The sequence below is a fragment of the Psychrobacter sp. ER1 genome, from assembly GCF_048631835.1.
Lineage (GTDB): Bacteria > Pseudomonadota > Gammaproteobacteria > Pseudomonadales > Moraxellaceae > Psychrobacter.
In genome coordinates this window covers 722558-737250 of record NZ_CP184640.1, presented here as the reverse complement: position 1 = coordinate 737250, position 14693 = coordinate 722558, and the positions used below count along the sequence as shown (strand labels likewise).

The following is a 14693-nucleotide window of genomic DNA, read 5'->3' as shown; positions in this document are numbered from 1 at the left end:
TAACGCCTTGCCACTAAACTTATATTTGCTTTAAGCTATACTGATAACTAAAGTGGTATTTTGAAGATATCGATCTGCTTTAGTTCTAGAATAGTTCTTCTAATATATCCAGTGATTGAACCATATCTAACTAATGAAAAATTTGTCTCAATTAAAAACCAATAATTATAAAATAAGGAACCATTATGGAAGTTTTCTACATTCATCCCGATAATCCGCAGCCACGTCTCATTGAGCAAGCCGCTGACCTATTGCGCAGAGATCAGTTAATTATTTACCCAACTGATACCAGTTATGCTTTTGGTTGCCGTTTGGGTGCAAAGGATGCCCTATCTAAGCTTAAGCAAATCCGTGAACTCGATGATAAGCATCAATTTACCTTGCTATGCCGCGACTTGAGCGAAATTGCCAACTATGCAACAGTTGATAATGTGCAATTTAAACAGCTAAAAGCCCACACCCCTGCCCCAATTACTTTTATTCTTACTGCCACCAAAGACGTACCGAAAAAACTGGCGCATGCAAAGAAAAAAACCATTGGTATCCGTGTACCTAGTAACCCCATTGCTCAAGCATTATTAGAAGCGATGGATGAACCTATCTTAACCAGCTCACTGATTTTGCCTAATCGAGACGATATTTTGGATGACCCATTTGAGATTGAAGATTTGCTAGGCAATCAAATCGACGGTCTCATCAATGCAGGTATAAAGACAACTAAGCTTACTACTATCGTGGATATGACTAGCAGCGTTCCTGAAGTTATCAGACAAGGTGCGGCCAATGTCGATTCGTTATTACTCTAAACAACTAGTTATTGTTCTAAATAGCCAGTTATTGCTCTAAACAAGTAATAGTATATTTAGTCAAATTTAAGACAAAAAAAGCTCCAATTGCATTGGAGCTTTTTTATGAAATATGTCTTGGTGTAAAACTAGTCGCGATCAACCAATTCTACATAAGCCATTGGCGCATTGTCACCATCACGGTAACCGCATTTTACGATACGCAAATAACCACCTGGACGCGTCTGGTAACGAGGACCTAACGTGCCAAATAATTTGCCTACCATAGCCTTGCTACGCATACGGCTGAATGCTAAACGACGGTTAGCAACGCTGTCTTCTTTAGCCATAGTGATCAATGGCTCGGCAACGCGACGTAGTTCTTTAGCTTTTGGTAAAGTTGTTTTGATCAGTTCATGCTCAAATAATGAGTTAGTCATGTTCTGAAACATTGCCTTACGATGACTGCCGGTACGACCCAGCTTGACTCCACTCTTACGATGGCGCATAGTCAAAAATCCTTAAAGTTTAACGGCTACGATAAGAAAAGCGATCATCAACACGTAAATCAGCTGGTGGCCAGTTATCTAGGCGCATACCGAGCTCTAAATCTTTAGACGCTAATACGTCCTTGATTTCTGTCAATGATTTCTTACCAAGATTTGGGGTTTTTAGAAGTTCAGTCTCTGAACGCTGTACCAAATCACCGATATAGTAAATGTTTTCAGCTTTCAAGCAGTTGGCTGAGCGAACCGTTAGTTCAAGATCGTCCACAGGGCGTAATAGCACCGGATCAACCTCTTCTTTCTCTTTCACAGGCTCAGGCGCTTCTTCAGCTTCTAGGTCAACAAAGATAGAAATCTGTTGTTGTAAAATAGTGGCTGCTTTACGAATTGCTTCTTCTGGATCTATAGTGCCATTAGTTTCAAGCTCAATGATAAGACGATCAAGATCAGTACGCTGCTCTACACGAGCGTTCTCAACCTGATAAGCAACACGAAGCACAGGACTAAAACTTGCATCAAGCTTTAAGCGTCCAATTGCTTTAGTATCACCATCTTCACGGCGCTGGTTTGCTGGCTCATATCCACGACCCATCACTACACGCAAACGCATCTTAAGATGACCACGATCGCTCAATGTACCCAAGACCAATTCTGGATTGATGATGTCAACATTGTGCGGCAACGCGATGTCTGCAGCAGTAATAGTGCCTGGACCTTGTTTATCCAAGGTCAAAAATACTTCATTTTGGTCATGAAGCGTAATTGCTAAGCCTTTTAGGTTCAAAAGCAAATCAAGTACGTCTTCTTGCAGGCCTTCAAGCGTTGAGTATTCATGGTCAACACCATCAATCTCAGCTTCAATGACTGCAGCACCAGGTAATGAAGATAACAAGATGCGACGCAGAGCATTACCTAGGGTATGCCCAAAGCCGCGTTCTAACGGTTCGAGCGTGACTTTCGCAATCGTTTCGTTAACCGTATCCACATTAATGGCATTCGGCGTTAGAAACTCAGTTGCATTTAGCATCATGATGTCACCTCGATTTATTAAACTGGTTTAATTAACGTTAATTGCTCAATGCCATTTTCATAACATTGAGCATTACGTCATTACTTAGAGTATAGCTCAACGATCAAGCTTTCGTTGATTTCAGCAGGTAGATCAATACGATCAGGCGCATGTTTAAACGTGCCTTGTAGTTTGCTGTGGTCAACATCAAGCCATTCTGGAATACCACGTTGTGTCGCTAATTCGATAGCGTTTTTAATACGTAGCTGTTCGCGAGATTTCTCTTGGATAGCGATGACATCACCATCTTGAAGCTGAATTGAAGGAATGTTCACACGAACAAACTCATCACGGCCAGCTTTTTTACCATAACAGTACGATGACTGACTAGCTGACGTGCTTCTGCGCGAGTTGAGCCAAAGCCCATGCGATATACAACGTTATCTAGACGGCTCTCAAGCATTGCTAGCAAGTTTTCACCAGTAGCGCCACGCTTACGAGCAGCTTCTTTATAGTAGTTCGCGAATTGACGCTCTAGTACACCATAAATACGCTTAACTTTTTGCTTTTCACGCAACTGTAGAGCATATTCTGAGGTCTTGTTACGGCTTACGCCATGCTGACCTGGTGGACGACCAGCTTTCTTCGTTTTTACGTCATACGGTTTAACGCCAGACTTAAGGCCTAAATCCGTACCTTCACGACGTGATAATTTCAGTTTTGGTCCAATATAGCGGGCCATTGTTATGTCTCCTATAAGCTTTTAATGTAAAAAGCTTCGTCTTTAATATTAGACGCGGCGCTTTTTCGGCGCACGGCAACCATTGTGTGGGATTGGGGTTACATCAGAGATGCTGTTAACTTTATAACCCAATGCACCTAGTGCTCTTACCGCAGACTCACGACCCGGTCCTGGTCCTTTGACCAAAACATCGATATTCTTAACACCATATTCTTGGGCCGCTTTACCAGCGACTTCAGCTGCAACCTGAGCTGCAAATGGTGTAGATTTACGTGAACCACGGAAGCCTTGTCCACCTGAAGTGGCCCAAGCCAATGCATTACCTTGACGATCGGTAATCGTAACAATGGTGTTATTAAAAGACGCATGGATATGGGCAATGCCCTCCGATACTGAACGACGAGCCACCTTTTTGCGACTGCGAGTGTCTTTTGCCATCTTTTAGCTTCCTAAGTTAATTATCTTTTGAGAGGGCGTGTCGGACCCTTACGAGTACGAGCGTTGTTCTTGGTGTTCTGACCTCTAACTGGTAGGTTACGACGATGACGGATGCCACGGTAACAACCAAGATCAACTAAACGCTTGATGTTCATTGAAACTTCACGACGAAGGTCACCTTCAGTCATGTAGTTTGCAACTTGTGCACGGATAGCATCTAACTGTGTATCATCTAACTGACTGACTTTAGTAGTAGGGGCGATGCCAACTGCTTCTAAGATTTTCTGAGCAGTGGTACGACCTACACCAAAGATGTAAGTTAGTGAAATAACAGCATGCTTATTATCCGGAATGTTTACGCCGGCAATACGAGCCATTGATTTCTCTCCATTAAAGAAAAATAAGCGTTATCTAGCGATAAGGCTTTACTCTTCAGATTTGTTGCTGTTAATACTAGAGCTTTTATAGTCATTATCGATGTTTTGACTATAAGTCTGCTCATCGATTCTATTATAAAAGATTTTGTATAAACACGGCAAGTGGCGGATGATATCGCATCCGCCGTTATTTTTCAAGTATTAATTTAATTAGTAGCGAAAACTAGATGTTTTCTAATACTAAAGATTAACCTTGACGTTGCTTGTGGCGAGGTTCTGCTGTACAAATAATATGTACACGGCCTTTACGGCGCACAACTTTACAGCTACCACAAATCTTTTTAACTGATGCTTGAACTTTCATAGCATGCTCCTTGAAATATCGTACCGCTCATTTAAGGTTGAGTGGGCGATTGAATTAACGTCTGATCATGATATTGATGGGTCATCAAATGCGCTTGAATCTGCGAGATGAAGTCCATTACCACAACCACCATAATCAGTAAAGACGTACCACCGAGTTGAAACGGCACACCAAACGATGACTGGACGACCATTGGCATTAAACAAATAACCGTCATATACATCGCGCCAATAAAGGTCAGTCGGTTTAATACATGATCGAGGTAACGCTGAGTTTGTTGTCCTGGGCGAATACCTGGGATATACGCACCACTACGTTTAAGGTTCTCTGCTACTTCACGCGGACTAAATACCAACGCCGTATAAAAATAACAGAAGAAAATAATCATTGCGCCAAACAGTACTAAATATAGCGGCTGCCCTGGAGACAACACCAATGCCATATTTTGAAGTATTTTCTGTACAAAGGTAGGATCAGTCGATTGACCAACCCACTGCCCTAAACTTGCAGGAAACAATAACAAAGAACTGGCAAAAATAGCGGGGATAACCCCTGCCATATTTAGTTTCAACGGCAAATGTGATTGCTGCTGAGCATAAATTTTGCGGCCTTGTTGCTGTTTCTGTGCATAGTTCACAGGAACACGGCGTTGAGCACGTTCAATATAAACGATACCCGCAGTAACCGCGATACCTAGCAGTACAAAAATAAATAGTACAATCAAATTCATCTGACCTTGATTGACCTGTTCAATAGACTGCGAAATCATACCTGGCGTACCAGCCACAATACTCGCAAAAATGAGCATTGAAATACCATTACCTACGCCACGTTCAGTAATCTGCTCACCAAGCCACATTAAGAACATTGCGCCTGCTACTAAAGAAGTAACAGCTGGAATATAAAAGGTAAGACCAGTAGATAAAGTAAGGTTTTGACTGATTAAGCCGGCACACATTCCTAATGACTGTACTAGGGCTAAAGCAAGCGTTCCCTGACGGGTATACTTGTTTAGCTTGCGTCGTCCCGCTTCACCTTCTTTTTGAGGGCTTCAAGCGATGGCAATACTGCAGACATCATCTGTACGATAATCGATGCTGAGATATATGGCATAATGCCAAGTGCCATGATAGACATACGCTCTAGCGCACCACCTGAAAACATATTAAACATGCTCAGAATGGTGTTTTCGTTGCGCGAAAACAGATCAGCCAAGTTAACTGGGTTAATACCCGGAACTGGAATATGTGACCCTAAACGATAAACAATCAATGCGCCGATTAAAAATAATAAACGCGTCCATAGCTCATCATACTTACGTATAAATGCGAATGGATTAAGCGGTATACCAGCCGATGACATTGATTGTTTTGACACGTTACTACTCCTCGATGCTACCACCAGCAGCTTCGATAGCTTGCTTAGCACCTTTAGTCACTTTAATACCTTTGAAAGTATAAGCTTTAGTGACTTCGCCTGATAGCATTACACGAGCACGTTTCATATCGTGACGGATAAGGTTAGCAGCTTTAAGTGTTTCAAGGCTAACTACATCGCCTTCAATTTTATTCAGTTCAGAAAGACGTACTTCAGCAGTCTTCATAGCCAGTTTACTGGTAAAACCAAATTTTGGTAGACGGCGATATAGAGGCATCTGACCACCTTCAAATCCTGAGCGAATGCTAGAACCTGAACGAGATTTCTGACCTTTTACACCACGACCACCAGTCTTACCAAGACCTGAACCGATACCACGACCACGACGTTGGGCAGTTTTCTTTGCGCCAACACCTGGTGATAATTCATTTAATCTAAGACCCATTACGCTTCCTCCACTTTTACCATGTAGTTAACGCGATTGACCATACCACGAGTCGAAGGAGTATCTTCTACTACTACAGTATGATTAATACGGCGTAAACCCAATCCTTTCAAGCTCGCTTTGTGGCTCTTTAGGCGATGGGCACCCGATTTAAATTGAGTGACTTTCATTTTTTCATCGTAACTCACCTAGTCTAAGTTAACCCAAGATTTCGTCTACAGATTTACCACGTTTAGCTGCCATCTTCTCTGGAGTTGACATATCACGTAAACCGTTAAACGTTGCGCGAACAACGTTAGCAGTATTGGTAGAACCATAACATTTAGTCAAAACATCTTTGACACCAGCAACTTCTAATACAGCACGCATTGCGCCACCAGCGATTACGCCAGTACCTTCAGATGCAGGTTGCATATAGACTTTACTAGCACCATGACGTGCTTTGATTGGATGATGCAAAGTTGCATCATTTAGCTCAACAGTAATCATATTACGTTTGGCAGCTTCTAGTGCTTTTTGGATAGCAGCTGGCACTTCACGTGCTTTACCACGACCAAAACCAACACGACCATTGCCATCGCCCACTACAGTCAATGCAGTGAAAGAGAAAATACGACCACCTTTAACAACTTTCGCTACGCGATCAACGGTAACTAAGCGTTCTACTAGACCGTCAGTCTGTTCATTTTTATCATTTTTATCATTTCTAGCCATGATTAAAACTCCAATCCGTTTTCGCGAGCAGCTTCTGCTAAAGCTTTAACTCGACCATGATATTTGAAACCACTACGGTCAAAGGCAACTTTAGTAATGCCAGCTGCTTTTGCGCGTTCTGCGATCATTTGGCCTACAGACGTTGCTGAATCAGCATTACCAGTCGCGCCTGAACGCAAGCTGCTGTCTAAGGTAGATGCCTGAGCAATCACTTCACCACCATTTGGAGAGATAATCTGGGCATAAATATGTTTTGACGTGCGGTTAACCGTTAAGCGATGAACGCCTAAGAAACGGATATGCGCGCGTGTTTTCTTAGCTCGACGCAGACGAGCTGCTTTTTTATCAAACATTTCAACTCACCTTATTTTTTCTTAGCTTCTTTGCGAATCACATGCTCGTCACTATAACGAATACCTTTACCTTTATAAGGCTCAGGTGGGCGGAAACCACGGATGTTGGCGGCTGCTTGACCAAGCTGCTGTTTATTGTTTGATTTCAAAACAATTTCAGTTTGCGTTGGCGTTTCAGCTGATACACCTTCAGGTAACGTATATTCTACTGGATGAGAATAACCAACGTTCAAGGTTACCTTGTTACCAGTAACTTGCGCGCGATAACCAACACCAATTAATTGAAGACGTCTTTCGAAGCCTTCGTTTACGCCAGTAACATAGTTGTTAACAAGAGCGCGCATGGTGCCAGTGTGCATCATAGCTTCTTTTGAATCGACTGTAGGTGAGAAAATGATAGCATCATCTTCCTGTTTCAGCTCGACCAATTCATGCAGGCGTAAAGACATAGAACCGTTCTTGCCTTTAACTTCGACCTGCCGATCGTTCAAAGTAACGCTTACGCCGTTTGGCAGCGTCACTGGGGCTTTAGCCACACGAGACATAGGAATATTCCTTAAAAATTTAACTTCTTTATATTAGCGAAAAAACTAACAGGCTAAAAAGCGTGTTAGTTTAGCATAGTTGACTGTGTTAGACATCTATCAATTCAAAATAATTTAATATTACTCAACCGATAGAAGCCTAACAACCATCAAATAGACTTCATCGTCGTATAGCTTACGCTACAAATGCGACGATTTCACCACCGATACCAGCAGCGCGTGCAGCACGATCGCTCATGATACCTTGGCTAGTAGATACGATAGCAACACCCATACCTTGCTTAACAGTAGGGATAGCGTCTTTACCGCGGAACTGGCGTAAACCAGGACGGCTATAACGTTGGATAGTTTCGATGACAGCACGGCCTTCGAAATATTTCAATTCAATAGTAAGGGTTGCTTTGTTGTTTTCTTCTTCAGCAACAACAGCGCTAGCCACATAACCTTCGCTAACTAGCAAATCAGCAATTGATTTACGTAGTTTAGAGCTCGGCATTGCTACCGATACTTTGTTAGCCATTTGTGCGTTACGAATACGGGTTAGCATATCCCCAACGGTATCTTGCATACTCATATAGTTACTCCTTACCAGCTTGCTTTACGAACACCAGGCACATCGCCTTGCATGACACGCTCACGCAGCATATTGCGTGACAAGCCAAACTTGCGGAAGTAACCGTGAGGACGACCGGTGATAGCACAACGATTACGCAGACGTACTGGTGATGAGTTACGTGGAAGAGCTTGTAGCTCTAACATCGCTTCCATACGAGTTTCGTCACTTGCAGTCATATCACTGATAGTTTCTTTTAGCTTGATACGCTTTTCAGCATATTTAGCAACCATTTTTTCGCGCTTTAATTCGCGGTTAATCATGCTCTTCTTTGCCATAACGTCTTTACCTTATTTAAATGGGAAGCCGAATGCTTTAAGCAACGCACGACCTTCTTCATCAGATTGAGCTGACGTGGTGATTGTCACATCCATACCGCGGATACGATCAATCTTGTCAAAATCTACTTCTGGGAATACGATTTGTTCTTTGATACCCAATGAGTAGTTACCACGTCCGTCAAAGGCTTTAGGTGAAAAACCGCGGAAATCACGAATACGAGGAATTGCAATGGCAACGAGACGATCTAAAAATTCGTACATTTGCTCACCGCGTAGCGTTACTTTACAGCCAATTGGCCATTCTTCACGAATCTTAAAGCCAGCAACTGATTTACGCGCTTTGGTGACAACAGGTTTTTGACCAGCAATCGCGGTCATATCAGCTACAGCACCTTCCAACAATTTCTTGTCTTGAGACGCGCCGCCTACACCCATGTTAAGTGTGATTTTAGTGATTTTAGGCACTTGCATCACATTTGCCAAACCAAGCTCTTCTTTGATTTGCTGCTTTAGTTCATCGTTATATAAAGATTTTAATCTTGCCATTACCATTACACCCTTAGTGTCTTACGCAGTCGCCACTACTTCACCGCTTGAACGATAGACGCGTTGTTTCTTGCCGTCTTCGCCAAACTGATAAGTAATACGGTCTGCTTTTTGGGTTTGCGCATTTAAGATTGCGACATTTGAGATATGCAGAAAAGCTTCTTGCTTAAGAATGCCACCTTCAACGCCAGTTGCCTGATTTGGCTTCTGATGTTTAGTAACAATATTAATGCCTTCAACTTTAATACGATCGTTTTTTACAGCTTGTACAGTACCTTGCTTGCCTTTGTCTTTCCCAGCAATCACGATAACTGTATCGCCTTTACGTAATTTTGACATGGATTACCTCACAATACTTCTGGTGCTAGTGATACAATTTTCATAAACTGATCACCACGTAGTTCACGAGTTACCGGTCCAAAAATACGAGTTGCAATCGGCGCTTTGTTTTGGTTCAACAATACCGCAGCATTGTCATCAAAACGTAACACAGAACCATCTGGACGACGAACGCCTTTTTGGTACGTACAACTACTGCATTCATCACGTCGCCTTTTTTAACACGACCACGCGGAATGGCTTCTTTAACCGTTACTTTAATAATGTCGCCAACTGATGCATAACGACGATGAGAACCACCCAGTACTTTAATGCACTGAACTCGCCTTGCACCGCTATTGTCTGCAACTTCCAGCATTGACTCAACCTGAATCATAGCGTTACTCCACACGTATGAGCAATAAAAACCAGTTGCTGCCGCTAGCACAGAATGAGTAGGACGGCATTTTAATATAAATAACCGCGACTTACTCTTAATGTGAGTGATATACGCTCGGCGCAATCAGCATCCTTAAAAAGGCGGCTATTTTAACAGCTTCTGGCTTTTAATGCAATTTACTTAGATTTTTTCTACTTTTTCAACCACATCAACTAAAGTCCAAGACTTAGTTTTTGAGATTGGACGCGTTTCTTTGATGCGGACAAGGTCGCCTTGTTGGCAAACGTTATTCTCATCATGAGCTTTGATTTTCGTAGAACGACGAAGCTGCTTGCCATACAAAGGATGACGAACCAGACGCTCAATCAAAACTGTGATGGACTTATCCATCTTGTCGCTAACAACTCGACCTGTCAATACGCTAGCATTGGTAGTTGTTTGATTGTTATCGCTCATGAGTCGCCTCGTTGTTTCTCGTTAATCAAAGTCTGAAGCTGAGCAATCGTGCGACGATTGTCACGTACTTCATGGGTATTACCCAACTGACCAGTTGCTTTAGCCATACGAATACGGAAAGCATCAAGTTGCTTTTCATCAAGTAACTGGGTCAGTTCTTCTAATGATTTATCACGTAATTCACTGATCTTCATTACATTATCGTCCGCTTAACAATGGTAGTTTTAAAGGGCAGTTTTGCTGCAGCAAGCGTGAAAGCTTCACGTGCAAGCTCTTCTGGTACCCCTTCAATTTCATATAGCACTTTACCAGGTTTGATTTCGCATACCCAATATTCTACTGGACCTTTACCTTTACCCATACGTACTTCTAATGGTTTATTAGTAATCGGTTTGTCAGGGAATACACGAATCCAAATCTTACCGCCACGCTTAATTTTACGAGTGATGGTACGACGTGCTGCTTCGATTTGACGAGCTGTCATACGACCACGCGTCAATGATTTTAGACCAATTTGTCCGAATGCAACGGTGCTTCCACGATGAGCTAGCCCAGTGTTACGACCTTTGTGCATTTTACGAAACTTGGTACGTTTTGGCTGTAACATAGTTTAACCTCTGTCTGAGTTTCGACGGTTTCCACGACCACGGCGTTTTGGCGCACGAGTCTGCTCTTCTTTGACGGGATTATATACACTGTTCATACCGTCAAGGATTTCGCCACGGAAAATCCAAACTTTAACACCGATGGTGCCGTAAGTTGTCTCTGCACGAATTGACGAGTAGTCAATATCAGCACGGAGTGTATGCAATGGCACACGACCTTCACGGTACCATTCACTACGAGCAATCTCAGCACCGCCTAGACGGCCAGACAGCTCAACCTTGATACCTTTAGCACCAGAACGCATACTGTTCTGTACCGCGCGTTTCATCGCACGACGGAACATAACACGACGCTCAAGCTGGCTACCGATGCCGTCTGCTACCAAACGTGCATCAAGGTCAGGTGACGTGATTTCTTCAATGTTGACCTGAGCAGGTACGCCCATAATTTTGGTCAATTCTTTTTGAAGTCTCTCGATATCTTCGCCTTTCTTACCGATAACAATACCAGGACGCGCAGTGGCGATGGTAATCTTAGCGGCGCCAGTAGGACGCTCGATCATGATGTTGCTGATCATAGCGTTATCTAGCTTTTTGCGTAGATATTCACGAACTTGAATGTCGTTGATTAGGTATTCTGAGTATTGTTTAGGGTTAGCATACCAGTTTGCGTTATGCTTTTTTACAACACCAAGACGAATTCCGATTGGATGTACTTTTTGACCCATAACTTATTCTCCTACCTTTATAGTGATGTGACAAGTACGCTTGCTGATACGATCAGCACGGCCTTTGGCACGTGGTAGGATACGTTTTAGCGTAATGCCTTCATCAACATAGATAGTAGCGACTTTTAGGTCGTCAATATCTAAGCCGTGATTATGTTCGGCATTGGCGATGGCTGAGTTAAGGCATTTCTTAACAAACACAGCGCCTTTTTTATTGCTATACGTTAGGATATCCAAAGCACGCTCAATAGATTTGCCACGAACTTCATCAGCAACGAGTCTAACTTTTTGTGCCGATATGGCGGCACCGCGTAATTTTGCAGTTACTTCCATGGTAAGCACCTTATCTCTTAGCTTTTTTGTCAATGCCGTGACCACGATACGTACGAGTCGGGGCAAATTCACCTAGTTTATGACCAACCATCTGCTCGCTCACGATAACCGGTACATGAGTACGGCCGTTGTGAACAGATAAAGTTAGGCCAACCATTTGTGGCAGAATCATCGAGCGGCGCGACCAAGTCTTAATTGGCTTGCGTGAGTTGGTGTCTAATGCATTCTCAACTTTAGCAAACAAGTGCGCGTCTATGAATGGACCTTTTTCAATGAACGAGGCATGAAATTCTTCCTTTATTTCTTCTTGGCGCGACGGCGGATGATCATGTTGTCAGTACGCTTATTGTGACGCGTTTTAAGTCCTTTAGACTTCTGACCCCAAGGGCTGGTTGGATGGCGACCTTTGTTACGACCTTCACCACCACCGTGTGGGTGATCAACCGGGTTCATAGCGACACCACGAACAGAAGGACGAACACCACGCCAACGTGAAGCACCGGCTTTACCAAGTGATTTCAAGTTGTTTTCAGTGTTAGAAACTTCACCAATAACAGCGCGGCAATTTACGTGTACACGGCGAGTTTCGCCAGAACGCATACGTAGAATAGCATAAACACCGTCACGACCTAGTAACTGAACGCTAGCACCCGCAGAACGAGCCATCTGTGCACCTTTACCGATTTTAAGCTCGATATTGTGAATCACAGTACCCAATGGGATATTTTTTAGCGGTAAGCAGTTACCTGGACGAATTGGAGAAGTCTCGCCTGACATTACTGTATCACCAACTACTTGTTTCTTAGCAGCGATAATGTAACGACGTTCGCCATCAGCATACTTAAGTAGAGCAATATGAGCGGTACGGTTAGGATCGTATTCGATACGCTCTACCGTTGCTGGGATATTGTCTTTAGTACGTTTGAAATCGATAATGCGATAATGTTGCTTATGACCACCGCCAATGTGACGAGTAGTAATGCGGCCATTATTGTTACGACCACCTGACTTGCTTTTTGATTCTAGAAGTGCTGCAAACGGACGACCTTTGTACAGGTGTGGATGCACTACTTTTTCAACAAAACGACGGCCTGGTGATGTTGGCTTTGCTCTTACGATAGGCATGAGTGTAATCCTTATTCGTTATTCGCTGTTTCACTAGTAGAATCAGTAGTATTCGCTACTTCTTCACCAGCATCAGCCATTTGTACATCTTGACCAGCTTTTAAGGTAACATAGGCTTTTTTGTAGTCGTTACGACGGCCGATGCTTTTACCAAAACGCTTTGTCTTACCTTTAACATTCAAAGTGTTTACTTTAGTAACTTCAACACCTTCAAACATCAACTCAACTGCTTTCTTGACTTCAAGCTTAGTAGCATTAGAATCAATTTTAAATACCTGCACACCAAGTGAGTCGCCAAGCATTTGAGATTTTTCTGAGAATACAGGCCCTCTTAAGACCTGATAAAGTCTTGCGTTATTCATGCTAGTGCTTCCTCAAATTGTTTCGCAGCTTCAACTGACATGATCACTTTATCAAATGCGATCAAGCTCACTGGGTCCACTTCATTTGTACCAAGTACATTGACATGTGGAATGTTGCGAGCAGCTAAGTATAAGTTTTCATCAACTTCTTTAGTAACGATTAGTGCACGAGGTGCATTTAAATCATTTAACTTAGCAATCAGTTCTTTGGTTTTCGGCCCAGAAACGCTCAACTCTTCTACCAAAATCAGACGCTCTTGACGAATCAATTCTGCTAGGATGCACTGCATCGCACCGCGATACATTTTACGGTTTACTTTCTGTGACCAATCTTGTGGTTTTGCAGCGAATGCACGACCACCTGAACGCCAGATTGGGCTACGAATAGAACCCGCACGAGCGCGACCAGTACCTTTTTGGCGCCATGGCTTAATACCACCGCCAGAAACTTCGGCACGTGTTTTTGTGCGCGTGTACCTTGGCGAGCACCAGCTAAATAAGCGGTGACGACTTGATGCACTAGTGCTTCGTTGAATTCACGACCAAATGCCGTATCAGAAAGCTCAACCGCCGCACCTGTAACTGTTTTTAAATCCACGTTAATCCCCTTGCTTAGGCTTTGACTGACGGACGTACGATAACATCGCCACCGGTGGCACCTGGGATAGCACCCTTGATGACAAGTAACCCTTTTTCGGCATCAACCGAAATCACTTCTAGGCCCTGAACGGTAACACGTTTGTTACCCATCTGACCCGCCATCTTCTTGCCTTTGAATACTTTACCTGGTGACTGGTTTTGACCAGTTGAACCATGCGCACGATGAGACACTGAGTTACCATGAGTAGCATCTTGCATACTAAAGTTGTGACGCTTAACAGGGCCTTGGAAACCTTTACCTTTGCTCTGTCCTGTCACATCAACCATCTGACCTTGTTCGAACAAGTCAGCTAGAATCTCGCCGCCAATCTCACGACCTTCAAGATCGCTTTCGTTGGCACGGAATTCCCAAACACCACGGCCAGCTTTAACACCAGCTTTAGCGAAGTGACCCTTTTGTGCAGCTGTTACGCGGCTGTCACGACGAGTACCTGTGGTAATTTGGATTGCTTGATAACCATCTACATCAGTATTTTTTACTTGAGTAATGCGGTTTGCATCGACCTCAACAACTGTTACAGGGATAGATGCGCCTGTTTCAGTGAAGACACGGGTCATGCCGCACTTTTTACCGACTAAACCGATCGCCATTTTAGACCTCTTTATATCTT

23 protein-coding genes and 5 pseudogenes are annotated in these 14693 nt (G+C 43.2%); 1 reads left to right on the top strand and 27 read right to left on the bottom strand.

The genetic code is table 11. The features are described 5' to 3' along the window. Nucleotides 1-185 precede the first annotated feature (185 nt). A complete protein-coding gene (locus ACOBWA_RS03465; RefSeq protein WP_420230218.1) occupies nt 186-806 on the top strand; it encodes an L-threonylcarbamoyladenylate synthase in 621 nt (206 codons plus the stop codon). A 128-nt stretch (nt 807-934) separates the two neighbouring features. Here ACOBWA_RS03465 and rplQ read toward each other — a convergent pair whose 3' ends face one another. From rplQ to rplC, 27 genes and pseudogenes are all read right to left on the bottom strand, one after another. Further along, the gene (rplQ, locus tag ACOBWA_RS03460; protein WP_021813387.1) at nt 935-1294 is read right to left on the bottom strand and encodes a 50S ribosomal protein L17; all 360 of its coding nucleotides are present in this window, start codon (nt 1292-1294) and stop codon (nt 935-937) included. 19 nt (nt 1295-1313) lie between these two features. After that, nucleotides 1314-2321: a DNA-directed RNA polymerase subunit alpha gene (locus ACOBWA_RS03455; RefSeq protein WP_021813386.1), complete on the bottom strand. Its 1008-nt coding sequence runs from the start codon at nt 2319-2321 to the stop codon at nt 1314-1316. Between the two features lie 80 nt (nt 2322-2401). Continuing rightward, nucleotides 2402-3042 (bottom strand): annotated as a pseudogene (rpsD, locus tag ACOBWA_RS03450) (30S ribosomal protein S4). A gap of 48 nt (nt 3043-3090) precedes the next feature. Beyond that, nucleotides 3091-3480, bottom strand: coding sequence for a 30S ribosomal protein S11 (rpsK, locus tag ACOBWA_RS03445; protein WP_010196728.1), 390 nt, complete (start codon nt 3478-3480; stop codon nt 3091-3093). A gap of 20 nt (nt 3481-3500) precedes the next feature. Then, entirely contained in the window at nt 3501-3857 is a 357-nt protein-coding gene (gene rpsM / locus ACOBWA_RS03440) for a 30S ribosomal protein S13 (RefSeq protein ID WP_021813384.1), read from the bottom strand. 247 nt (nt 3858-4104) lie between these two features. After that, nucleotides 4105-4221 carry a 50S ribosomal protein L36 gene (gene rpmJ / locus ACOBWA_RS03435; protein WP_010196721.1) on the bottom strand — a complete coding sequence of 39 codons (117 nt, stop codon included), beginning with the start codon at nt 4219-4221 and terminating at the stop codon, nt 4105-4107. Between the two features lie 31 nt (nt 4222-4252). Further along, nucleotides 4253-5583, bottom strand: a pseudogene (secY, locus tag ACOBWA_RS03430) (preprotein translocase subunit SecY). A gap of 19 nt (nt 5584-5602) precedes the next feature. After that, nucleotides 5603-6043 carry a 50S ribosomal protein L15 gene (gene rplO / locus ACOBWA_RS03425; protein ID WP_057758719.1) on the bottom strand — a complete coding sequence of 147 codons (441 nt, stop codon included), beginning with the start codon at nt 6041-6043 and terminating at the stop codon, nt 5603-5605. Then, a complete protein-coding gene (rpmD, locus tag ACOBWA_RS03420) occupies nt 6043-6213 on the bottom strand; it encodes a 50S ribosomal protein L30 (protein WP_420230217.1) in 171 nt (56 codons plus the stop codon). The genes rplO and rpmD overlap by 1 nt, the downstream gene beginning before the upstream one ends. 28 nt (nt 6214-6241) lie before the next feature. Beyond that, nucleotides 6242-6757: a 30S ribosomal protein S5 gene (gene rpsE, locus ACOBWA_RS03415; RefSeq protein WP_057758716.1), complete on the bottom strand. Its 516-nt coding sequence runs from the start codon at nt 6755-6757 to the stop codon at nt 6242-6244. 2 nt (nt 6758-6759) lie between these two features. After that, nucleotides 6760-7110 carry a 50S ribosomal protein L18 gene (rplR, locus tag ACOBWA_RS03410; protein WP_057758713.1) on the bottom strand — a complete coding sequence of 117 codons (351 nt, stop codon included), beginning with the start codon at nt 7108-7110 and terminating at the stop codon, nt 6760-6762. A gap of 11 nt (nt 7111-7121) precedes the next feature. Beyond that, complete coding sequence (rplF, locus tag ACOBWA_RS03405; RefSeq protein ID WP_057758710.1) at nt 7122-7655, bottom strand: 50S ribosomal protein L6; 534 nt, start codon at nt 7653-7655, stop codon at nt 7122-7124. Nucleotides 7656-7830: 175 nt separating this feature from the next. Beyond that, nucleotides 7831-8229 carry a 30S ribosomal protein S8 gene (gene rpsH, locus ACOBWA_RS03400; RefSeq protein ID WP_101204864.1) on the bottom strand — a complete coding sequence of 133 codons (399 nt, stop codon included), beginning with the start codon at nt 8227-8229 and terminating at the stop codon, nt 7831-7833. A gap of 11 nt (nt 8230-8240) precedes the next feature. Continuing rightward, entirely contained in the window at nt 8241-8546 is a 306-nt protein-coding gene (gene rpsN, locus ACOBWA_RS03395; protein WP_010196705.1) for a 30S ribosomal protein S14, read from the bottom strand. A gap of 12 nt (nt 8547-8558) precedes the next feature. Continuing rightward, nucleotides 8559-9095 carry a 50S ribosomal protein L5 gene (rplE, locus tag ACOBWA_RS03390; protein ID WP_101204865.1) on the bottom strand — a complete coding sequence of 179 codons (537 nt, stop codon included), beginning with the start codon at nt 9093-9095 and terminating at the stop codon, nt 8559-8561. A 21-nt stretch (nt 9096-9116) separates the two neighbouring features. Beyond that, nucleotides 9117-9434 carry a 50S ribosomal protein L24 gene (rplX, locus tag ACOBWA_RS03385; protein ID WP_101204866.1) on the bottom strand — a complete coding sequence of 106 codons (318 nt, stop codon included), beginning with the start codon at nt 9432-9434 and terminating at the stop codon, nt 9117-9119. Nucleotides 9435-9442: 8 nt separating this feature from the next. Continuing rightward, nucleotides 9443-9810, bottom strand: a pseudogene (gene rplN / locus ACOBWA_RS03380) (50S ribosomal protein L14). 183 nt (nt 9811-9993) lie between these two features. Next, on the bottom strand, nt 9994-10269 hold the full coding sequence (rpsQ, locus tag ACOBWA_RS03375; protein WP_102094163.1) for a 30S ribosomal protein S17: 276 nt from the start codon (nt 10267-10269) through the stop codon (nt 9994-9996). Next, nucleotides 10266-10463: a 50S ribosomal protein L29 gene (gene rpmC / locus ACOBWA_RS03370; protein ID WP_102094164.1), complete on the bottom strand. Its 198-nt coding sequence runs from the start codon at nt 10461-10463 to the stop codon at nt 10266-10268. Before rpmC ends, rpsQ begins: the two co-directional genes overlap by 4 nt. Then, nucleotides 10463-10876: a 50S ribosomal protein L16 gene (gene rplP / locus ACOBWA_RS03365; protein ID WP_010196693.1), complete on the bottom strand. Its 414-nt coding sequence runs from the start codon at nt 10874-10876 to the stop codon at nt 10463-10465. Before rplP ends, rpmC begins: the two co-directional genes overlap by 1 nt. A gap of 3 nt (nt 10877-10879) precedes the next feature. Further along, nucleotides 10880-11602 (bottom strand): 30S ribosomal protein S3, encoded by a 723-nt coding sequence (rpsC, locus tag ACOBWA_RS03360; RefSeq protein WP_057758704.1) that lies wholly within the window; start codon nt 11600-11602, stop codon nt 10880-10882. A 3-nt stretch (nt 11603-11605) separates the two neighbouring features. Next, complete coding sequence (rplV, locus tag ACOBWA_RS03355; RefSeq protein ID WP_021813373.1) at nt 11606-11935, bottom strand: 50S ribosomal protein L22; 330 nt, start codon at nt 11933-11935, stop codon at nt 11606-11608. A gap of 10 nt (nt 11936-11945) precedes the next feature. After that, nucleotides 11946-12220, bottom strand: a pseudogene (gene rpsS / locus ACOBWA_RS03350) (30S ribosomal protein S19). 12 nt (nt 12221-12232) lie between these two features. Beyond that, on the bottom strand, nt 12233-13060 hold the full coding sequence (gene rplB / locus ACOBWA_RS03345; RefSeq protein ID WP_057758702.1) for a 50S ribosomal protein L2: 828 nt from the start codon (nt 13058-13060) through the stop codon (nt 12233-12235). A gap of 11 nt (nt 13061-13071) precedes the next feature. Further along, nucleotides 13072-13422, bottom strand: coding sequence for a 50S ribosomal protein L23 (gene rplW, locus ACOBWA_RS03340; protein WP_057758700.1), 351 nt, complete (start codon nt 13420-13422; stop codon nt 13072-13074). Then, a pseudogene (rplD, locus tag ACOBWA_RS03335) lies at nt 13419-14020 on the bottom strand (50S ribosomal protein L4). The gene rplW and the pseudogene rplD overlap by 4 nt, the downstream one beginning before the upstream one ends. Before the next feature lie 14 nt (nt 14021-14034). After that, entirely contained in the window at nt 14035-14673 is a 639-nt protein-coding gene (gene rplC / locus ACOBWA_RS03330) for a 50S ribosomal protein L3 (protein ID WP_057758696.1), read from the bottom strand. Nucleotides 14674-14693 lie beyond the last annotated feature (20 nt).